The following is a 9,020-nucleotide window of genomic DNA, read 5'->3' as shown; positions in this document are numbered from 1 at the left end:
TGCCTTTACACAGTGCAGCTTAAATTCAAAACTGTGCTTCTTTTTCTTTATCATAAAAATGCCCCCAGAAAGTGTCTAACTTTTTGGGGGCACTGTAATCTGCTTCGCCTTTTCTTATATTATTTTTCCTCGTTTTTCGCTTTCTTTTTAAAATATCCCCTGAAAAGGAAGTTGTGCTGCAAGGCTTCCATATTCTCATCCAGCTTTTGAGTGCTGGTTTCCAAATTCTTTATAATTGTTTTTAAATCAGATGCTACTTCCTGATCATTTAATAATACCCCTGCAGGCGTATTTGTATTGTTAAGATTTGAGCTAACTGTTTTTAAGTTATCCGCCATTTCGGATGCAGTTGCAGTTGCACGCTGCAGCTGACTCACAGAACTTTTTATGCTTTTAAACACAGAGGTATCGGTCACTAATTCGTGCGCTAAAGTACCTTTTCTGTTGAGGTTTCCGGTAAAACTGGTCAGCGAACCTGTCATGTGAGCGGCATTAGCTGATGCTGTTTGCAGGTTAGAAACAATATTTCTGAAGTTTTTTGCTAAAGTGGAGTCGGTAAGTACTGCACCTATTGTTCCTTCGCCTGCTTTGATTTTTTCGGCTAACTGTTTAAAATCCTCTGTTATAACGAGGAGGTTTTTATTGTTCTCCTGCAGGGTTTCCATCACTTGATCGGTTGAAAGCGCAGTTTCCGAATGAATGATATCACCATCTTCAACCTGTGGAGACTTCGGATTTCCTCCATATAAAACAATAATCTTATTCCCGATAAATCCTTCCGAACTGATTTTTGCTTTTGCATCTTTATGGATGTAGCGTTGAACTTCCTCTTCAATGTTCATTGTGATTTCAACCTGCGAGTTTCCGTAGAATTCAATATTCTTAACTGTACCCACTTTTACCCCCGAGAACCAAATATTATTTCCCTTCTGAAGGCCGGAAACATCGTCAAAAACTGTTTTAAGTGTAATACTTTTAACAAAGCGTTTCTGTTTTCCTGCCAGGGTGAATACGCCCATAACAAAAATTATCAGGCCCAGGAATATGAATATTCCAACAATCACCGATCGTTTATTATCTGCAGTGCTCATTTAATCTTTATTCTATAAAATTATAATCGTAAAAGGTTTTTACCCTTTCATCATTCGTGTTGAAAACTTCCTGAAAACTGCCTTGTCTTTGAAACTGTCCTTCCAGTAACATCACTATTCTATCTCCGGTAGCTTTTGCACACGTTAAGTCATGGGTAATGATGATAGAGGATGTATTGTACCTGGTTTGAACCTCGTTTATAAGATTGTTTATATCAATACTGGTAATGGGGTCCAAACCGGCAGTTGGTTCGTCATACAGCATAATTTCGGGCCGCAATATCAGGGTTCTCGCAATTCCTATTCGTTTCCTTTGTCCGCCCGAAAGTTCTGAAGGCATTTGGTTAATGGTTTGGGCAAGGCCTACGGCATCCAGCACTTCCTCTATATCCTTGTTAATTTCCTTTCTTGACAAGTTCCTCGAATTTCTGACCAAAGGAAATTCCAGGTTGCCCTTTACCGTCATGCTATCGTATAAAGCACTGTTTTGAAAAGAAAATCCAATTTTAAGGCGTAGCTCCTGTAATTCTTTAGGAGTTATCTTACTCATATCACATCCTAAAATATTTACATAACCCGAATCCGCTTTCAGGAGTCCGGATATTATTTTTATCAATACAGATTTTCCCGTTCCGGAGCGGCCCAGCACTACCAGGTTTTCTCCCTGGTACAGGTCAAGATCAACACCGCGTAATACATGCAGGTCGCCAAAAGATTTAACCAATTGCCTGATGGTAATTACGGTGTTATTCTTATCGATCTTTGGATGAAACTTTTCCATTATCTTAATGCCGCAACTATTTGAACAACAAGGGTTTCTTCAATGAATATCAGGAACATGGCTACTACAACGGCTGAGTTTGCGGCCTTTCCAACACCTTCTGTGCCTTTTGAAGAGTTATAGCCTTTATAACATCCTACTATCCCGATAGTAAAGCCAAAAAGTATAGCTTTAATGAGGGATGAAAAGATATCAAGGAATGTGATGCTTTCAAATGCTCCCTGGAAAAAAGTCGTATAGCTTGTCAGTTCTTCCTGATTTACATTTATAAACGAGCCCATTAAACCTACAAAACCGGTGTACATGGCCAGCACCGGTATCATAAAAGTTGTTGCAAGTACTCTTGATACTACCAAAAACTTAAACGGATTGGTGGCAGATACTTCCATTGCATCAATCTGTTCGGTTACCCGCATGGAACCTAATTCAGCTCCTATGTTTGATCCCACCTTTCCTGCTGCGATCAATGCAGTTACTAATGGTGCAAGGGCACGTACAATTGCAATTGAAATCAGGTTGGGGAGCCAGGAAGCAGCACCAAACTCTTCGAGCGAAGGTCTGGATTGTTTAGTGAAAACCAAACCTGTAATAAAGCCTGTTAATGTTATTAAGGGAAGTGATTTTACACCTACTTCGTAACACTGCCTGATTATTTCTTTAAACTCGTACGGAGGAAGAAAAACCTCTTTGAAGAACCTAATTACAAATTGATAGACATTGTATAAATCAAGAAACATACTGTCAAGCCTGGGAGAAAGCACATTTCTTTTACCACCTGCAGTAGTGTTTTCTTTTTTGTAATCCATTATTTTCTGACGTCAATCTTTAGCCTATACCTACATGTAAACTCAAATAAATACATGCTTTGTTTTAAAAAGATTAATTATTTTGAAAGTCACAAATGTAAGAATGTATTGATTTATGAAAAGAATAATCTGTATTAGAATTTCAACAGTTAAAAATACCACGGGTATTTTTAATTATTTGTTAGTATTGCCGTATTGAAGTTATGAGTGAAGATCCCTACGAAAGAAGGCTTTTTGAGATGAGACTCTCTGAAATTTACAGTAAACACTCCTGGTTAAGTTATGAATTAACCTTAGAACAATTTATCAGGTTATTTCCGATAAGTTATAAAAACAACAAGCCGGTACCTATAGATAAGCCGGCTAATTTTGATCTGGATAAAAATGTTTTCCTGGAAGTTCTGGTTGCTTTTAAGCAGTCTTTTAAATAAAGATTTTATTAAAAAGCAACATATTTTAATGCTTCAATCTCTTTACTGTTAATATCTTCCGGATTGATTGCTAGTGGCAACTTGTTCCCGATAGTTTTTAATTTTTCTATTTCATCGAGGTCGAGGTCTTCTGCATTAAGAGAAGGCAGAGTAGGAGCAGTTGCCGGTAAATTCTTTAGAGATTCAATATCTCTGTTGTTAATATCTTCCGGATTTACTGTTATGTTTTTTTGCAATCTACCTGTTTTTGGCAATTCGTCTGCTTTTACTGTTTTGAAAGCACCTGTAGAAATGGTAAGTAATAAAATGGCTGTTATAGTTTTTATAGTTTTCATAACCTTTGTTTTTAATGTCTTGATTTTTAATTCTTAACCAAAGGTATAATGGCCGGCAGAGATGTAAATAACTATTAGGCAGATGACGGAAAGAACCCGGCGAACGCGGGGAAATAAGCGGTGATTTTTTCGAAGGCAAAAGTAAATGAGAATTAATACTAGCCTGTTTTTGAGAGTACAAATGCCGCAAGGAATCCAAGAACAGTAATTATCCCTGTTAGATTGTGTCCTTTTTCAAAAGCTTCGGGAATCATGGTGTCTGCCAGCATCGTTAATATCGCTCCCGCTGCTATTGCCATGGTTGCAGACATTACTGCAGCAGAGAGATGACTGAAAATAGTATAACCGGCAATTGAACCCAGACTGGTTAGAATTGCAATAATACTCCATAAACCAAAAACAAAAGTTTTTGACCTTTTTGCTTTTTTCATTCCGGATGAACTGGATAATCCTTCAGGGACATTTGAAATGAAAATTGCTATCACCGTAGCTACGCTTACTGCTCCTCCTTCAATCATGCTTATTCCTATGGCAATGGCTTCGGGTATCCCATCTAATAAAGCTCCCATAGCTATTGCCAAACCACTACCCGGATTTTCTTTTTCTGTTGGTTGCTGTTCTTCAGAACGTTTCCGGTGTTTAGCTCCTTTATGAGCAAGGAAGTAATTAGCTATTGAATATATTACCCCGCCGCTTATAAATCCAATTGCCGTAGCCACAAATCCACCGCGATGATATGCTTCATCCATTAATTCAAAAGATAAAGCCGATATCAGCACTCCGGCTCCAAAACCCATTATCATTGCTACCACTTTTTGAGATACTCTTAAAAAGTAGCCCCCTAAAGCACCTATTAATAAGGCTGATCCCGAAAAAAGCCCCCATAAGCCGGCAACTAACCAGTTTGGCATGTCAAAAAAACACCGCCAGGCTGAATTGGTTTCAGAAAAGTAAAAGGCAAAAGAAAGAATAGCTTTACGGATGGCAGGTGCTTTGGATTACGAAGCTTTTGGGTCAAAGAAGAAATTCATGAAGGACTTAAGTTGGCAGGATGTATTAAACTTGAATAATTATTCCCTTATCATGCTGATATTTTAATACGAACATGTTCTGCCAGTTCGTCAATATCGAAAGGTTTTGCAAGAAAGTCATCCGCACCAACCTCTTTTACAATATTTGCTACGGCCGGGTGTGCAGAAATTATAATAACCGGGATATGCAAAGTCCGTTTATTGGATTTAAGTGCCTTGCAGATTTCCCTGCCGTCTCCATCAGGAAGAGCAATATCAAGAATTATCAGGTCGGGGCAAAAAGTGTCTATTTGAAGAAAGAAATCTTTAGCCAGAGCAGAAGAGCTTACCAGGTATCCTGCATCTTTAAGTATGAGTCCAATAATTTCGCGAATGTCTTTTTCATCTTCTAAAACCAAAACTTTTTTAATCATACTTGCCTGTTATTTACTATTATTCTGCCATGAAATGAAGATTTAAGTTACAAATATTAATTGTAAAAAATAAAAAAACATACAATTGCGATGAAAGATTGTTTTTGGGTTTTTATTATTCGGTACGGAGAACTTAAAAATTCTGTTATATTAAAACGATTGCCTGTTTTGCTTGTCTATAGCTAAAAATATTTATTTTATTATGAATGGTTCATTGATTGGGAAAGAAGAAATACCCGCTCTCAAAATCATACCGGCATCTGAAGATCACACAAAAGAATTGAATAACAAACTACGCGGGGCCATGCGCCTGGGAAATGAGTTTAAATCAAAAGCAAACATTATCTTTCAAACAGACCAGGGAGTTAAAAGGGTAGAAACCACCGTTTGGGCAGTAACAGAACACTATATTCAACTTAAAAATGGCGTTGTTATTCCTGTTAAGAGTTTAATCGATATAGAATATTAACAATTAAGCTACCTCCCGCATATCAACTGCTACCACTCGTGAAACGCCTTGCTCTACCATTGTTACGCCGTAAATTATATCGGTACTGGCAATAGTACGTTTATTGTGCGAAACAATAATGAACTGCGATTCGGAGGAAAACTTGCGGATGATATTGTTGAACTTATCAATGTTTGTATCATCTAAAGGAGCATCTACTTCATCAAAAATACAAAAGGGTGCAGGTTTCAGGAGATAGAGGGAAAACAGCAGAGTTGTAGCTGTAAGTGTTTTTTCTCCACCGGATAACTGATTGATCGACAAGGGGCGTTTTCCTTTTGGGCGGGCAATAATATCAATATCAGATTCGAGAGGATTTTCCGGGTCGGATAATATCAGGTCGCAGTTGTCTTCTTCATTAAAGAGTGACCGGAAAACCCGGATAAAATTTTCACGCACTTTAATAAAGGCCTCCATAAACTTATCTTTCGCTGTATCGTCAATTTCCTTTATCGTTTGCAGCAGGGAGTCTTTTGCTTCCAAAAGATCTTTTTTCTGGTTTTGAATAAAACTGAATCGTTCATTCATTTCTCTGAAAGCTTCCATTGCCATGGAATTAATAGCACCGAATTCATCCAGCTGACGCTTTAGCCGCTCAGTCTTTTCTTTCAGCTCTGTTTCGTTTTCACTTTCCGGTATTTCCGAATCAAGCAGATCGTTGATATCAATCGAAAATTCAATAGATAAGCGTTCTTTCAATCCATTTAACTCGAGTCGGAGAGCCGTTTTTTTATCTTTCAATTCATTAGATATCAGGTCTGAAAGCTCTTTTTTCTTTCTTAGTGCACCTAATGAATTTTCAATTTCGGTAATCAAACCACGGCTGGAATAATATTCACGTTCTGCTTCCTGCACGCCTTTTTCAAATTCTTCTTTTTGTGCATACATGGAAATCAGGTCTTCGTCAGAAAGGTCAACGTGTTGCAGCGTATCAGCAATACTAACTTTTGTTTTTTCGAGCTCAATAGTATTTAATTCTATTCTTGCGGCAAGGCTTCTTTCCTGGCTATCCCGGTATTCGAGATCCTTGTCAATACCCGAAACCTTATTTTGCTGCTGATGAAAGCGTATGTTTTCCTGGTTATAAGCTGTTGATTTTTCTGTTACCAGTTCAGCCAGTTCGTTATAAGCCAGTTGTTTTTCTAACAGTTCTTCAGAAATTTTTTGTTTCTGAGATTTTAATGTTTCCAGGTTAGGAACAGATATGTTTAATTCTTCATTGATCCCTTCAATTTTTTTCTCAATATCCTGTTTCCGGTTCTGGCTGTTTTCGATAAAAGTAAGATATTGTTCCTGCCTGGTTTTCAGCGATATGAAGTCATTGTTGGAACGATTAATTTCCTGTTCTAACTGCTGAATAGCGTGTTTACGGGTAGAATCCTTTAGTGAAATCAGTTTTTGCCCTTTCTGTTCAATAGCTGTTTTTAACTTGCTGATCTGATTTTCAAGCGAACGGATTTCCTTAGCCAGATTTTCCAGGTTTTTTGCCCGCCCGATCCTTTTTCCTTCAAATAAACCAACGGAACCACCCGACATTCCAATTCTGGATTTACTGAATTTACCGGTTTTACTTAGAATTACCACGTTTTCTTCTGGTAATATAGCCCCTAATTCTTCCTCTTCCTTTTCTGTAAGCAGGAACACATTATATAACAAATGCTCGCACAGCGATTTGTATTTAGCTTCCACATCAATTATATCAAGGGCCGAAATAAGATTTCCGGTCGTGGTAATGAGTGGCTTTTTCCCGGTGTTTTTAAACGAATTGAGTATGAAAAAATTAGCCCGTCCTTTTGATGAATCGCTTAACAGCCGAATAGCTTGCACCGCTTCTGCCTGCGTTTCAACTACATAATGATTCATTACAGGTTCGAGGTAGTTTTCAATTGCAATTCTGAACTCTTCTTTACAAAACAGTACATCCGAAAGGAGAGGAGCCTGCTTCGCCCATCCTGTATTCTTTTTTAAGAAGCGAATAGACTCCGGAAAACCTTCTAAATTATCAACCAGCGATTTTGTTAAATTGTATTCGTTTTGCTTTGCATCCAGCTTGCGGCTGTCGGCAGAAATCAATTCTTTATGAGATGTAATAAAGGCTTCACTCGTTGCTATTTGCTGGGAAAGTTCTTCTTCAAATTTTTGTAACTCTTCTAATTCTGCCCGTTGCTTTTGCAGTTTCTCTTCAATTTCCGCAATAGCTTTATTAAACTCATTTAATTCTGTTTCTTTCGAGGCAGTATCTGCTACGTTTCTCCGGCTTTCCTGCAAAAGAGCTTCCTTTTGAATGTTCAAAATATCTATTTCTTTTTCAGATTTGTAAACCTGGTTTTGCAGCTCGTTATTGTTCCGGCTAAACTGGTCCAGTTCTGTTTTAGATGATTGCTGCTTAATACGTATTTCATCTAACTCTTCCTTTAAACTTTCAAGCTTTTGTTTAACTGTTTGCAGATTTTCAGATTCAAGGAGGTGCTCTTCGTTTAACCGTTTTATGTTGTAGAGAACATGATTAAGCTGGCCTTTATCCTTGTCAAGCTCTTCACTTAGCCGTTTTTCCTTGTCCTGCAGATGTCGAAGCTGTTCGTTTTTTATTTTCTTCTCGCTTTCGTAAGCCCTGATTTTTGAGATGAACTCGTTGCTGGCTTTCTGCTGCGTGGATAGATTTTTTTCTTTAGTTATAAGTTCTACCTTTTGCTGTTGAAGTGCCGATTCCTGTTTATCTGTTTCGGCAGATATCGAAGATTTCTCTACAGCCTGTTTTGATTCCTCTTCATCCAGCTTTTCCAGTGCATCCCTGAATCCGGTAATACGAAAAGAAGCAAGATTAATGCTTGATGCTTTGTACTGATCTTTAAGGCGATAGTATCTTTCGGCCTTTTTAGCCTGGTTTTCTAAGGTTTTTAAATTTTTTTCTATTTCAAATAACAAATCTTCTACCCGGCTTAAGTCGGCTTCTGTGTCTTTTAACTTATTGAAGGTTTGTTTTTTTCGCAGCTTGTATTTAGAAATTCCCGAAGCTTCTTCAAATAAGTTTCTTCTGGACCCCTCTTTATTGGTGATAATTTCATCTATCATCTTAAGTTCAATGATAGAATAAGTATCTGCACCGATTCCCGTATCTAAGAAAAGATCTGTAATGTCCTTAAGACGACATTGTACATCGTTCAAACGGTATTCACTTTCACCCGACCGATATAGCTTACGTGTTATAGTAACTTGGGAAAAATCGGTAGGGAGAATGTTTTTGGTATTGTCGAAGCTTAACGATACTTCCGCCAACTGAGAAGGTTTGCGGGTCTTTGTGCCATTAAAGATGATATTTTCCATCTTCTCTGATCTTAGCATCCGCGTGCTTTGTTCACCTAAAACCCAGCGGATGGCATCCACCACGTTCGATTTTCCGCAACCGTTTGGCCCTACAATTGCCGTTACGCCTTCATTAAAATTAATTGTGATTTTATCGCCAAAACTTTTAAAGCCTTTAATTTCTAATCGGGTGAGCTGCATCTATCTCGACTTCTTGCGGTATTTCAACTAAAACGGCAACTAATTTAAAGATTTCCTGCGTAAGATTTTTTTTATTTTGCTAACATCCTTTAAGTTAAAAAAGAAAGAGGATATCATTTT

The 9,020-nt window shown here is 37.8% G+C and carries 9 protein-coding genes; 2 read left to right on the top strand and 7 right to left on the bottom strand.

Translation table 11 applies throughout. From position 1 onward, the window contains the following. Positions 1-119: 119 nt before the first annotated feature. The 3 genes from ACLCDL_RS15830 to ACLCDL_RS15820 are packed head-to-tail and all read right to left on the bottom strand — an operon-like array spanning position 120 to position 2,678. On the bottom strand, positions 120-1,091 hold the full coding sequence (locus ACLCDL_RS15830) for an MlaD family protein (protein ID WP_423149380.1): 972 nt from the start codon (positions 1,089-1,091) through the stop codon (positions 120-122). A gap of 7 nt (positions 1,092-1,098) precedes the next feature. Beyond that, a complete protein-coding gene (locus tag ACLCDL_RS15825; protein WP_423149379.1) occupies positions 1,099-1,872 on the bottom strand; it encodes an ABC transporter ATP-binding protein in 774 nt (257 codons plus the stop codon). Further along, positions 1,872-2,678 (bottom strand): MlaE family ABC transporter permease, encoded by an 807-nt coding sequence (locus tag ACLCDL_RS15820; protein ID WP_423149378.1) that lies wholly within the window; start codon positions 2,676-2,678, stop codon positions 1,872-1,874. The genes ACLCDL_RS15825 and ACLCDL_RS15820 overlap by 1 nt, the downstream gene beginning before the upstream one ends. 203 nt (positions 2,679-2,881) lie before the next feature. Here ACLCDL_RS15820 and ACLCDL_RS15815 point away from each other — a divergent pair, with 203 nt between their 5' ends. Further along, positions 2,882-3,109 (top strand): hypothetical protein, encoded by a 228-nt coding sequence (locus ACLCDL_RS15815; RefSeq protein ID WP_423149377.1) that lies wholly within the window; start codon positions 2,882-2,884, stop codon positions 3,107-3,109. Positions 3,110-3,117: 8 nt separating this feature from the next. Here the strand turns inward: ACLCDL_RS15815 and ACLCDL_RS15810 are convergent, their stop codons facing one another. The 3 genes from ACLCDL_RS15810 to ACLCDL_RS15800 form a co-directional block, all read right to left on the bottom strand. Beyond that, entirely contained in the window at positions 3,118-3,444 is a 327-nt protein-coding gene (locus ACLCDL_RS15810; protein WP_423149376.1) for a hypothetical protein, read from the bottom strand. Positions 3,445-3,602: 158 nt separating this feature from the next. Next, positions 3,603-4,355: a ZIP family metal transporter gene (locus ACLCDL_RS15805; protein WP_423149375.1), complete on the bottom strand. Its 753-nt coding sequence runs from the start codon at positions 4,353-4,355 to the stop codon at positions 3,603-3,605. Between the two features lie 170 nt (positions 4,356-4,525). Further along, positions 4,526-4,888, bottom strand: coding sequence for a response regulator transcription factor (locus tag ACLCDL_RS15800; protein WP_423149374.1), 363 nt, complete (start codon positions 4,886-4,888; stop codon positions 4,526-4,528). Between the two features lie 202 nt (positions 4,889-5,090). On the opposite strand from ACLCDL_RS15800, the gene ACLCDL_RS15795 reads away from it, so the two are divergent. Beyond that, on the top strand, positions 5,091-5,357 hold the full coding sequence (locus tag ACLCDL_RS15795; protein WP_423149373.1) for a hypothetical protein: 267 nt from the start codon (positions 5,091-5,093) through the stop codon (positions 5,355-5,357). 3 nt (positions 5,358-5,360) lie between these two features. Here ACLCDL_RS15795 and smc read toward each other — a convergent pair whose 3' ends face one another. Next, positions 5,361-8,900 (bottom strand): chromosome segregation protein SMC, encoded by a 3,540-nt coding sequence (gene smc / locus ACLCDL_RS15790; protein ID WP_423149372.1) that lies wholly within the window; start codon positions 8,898-8,900, stop codon positions 5,361-5,363. Between the last annotated feature and the right edge of the window lie 120 nt (positions 8,901-9,020).

The sequence above is a fragment of the Rubrilithobacter danxiaensis genome (assembly GCF_047272945.1).
In the GTDB taxonomy this organism is placed as follows: Bacteria; Bacteroidota; Bacteroidia; order Sphingobacteriales; family Sphingobacteriaceae; genus Rubrolithibacter; species Rubrolithibacter danxiaensis.
Note: the sequence above shows the minus strand (reverse complement) of the source record. Positions and strands in the feature narration are given on the sequence as shown.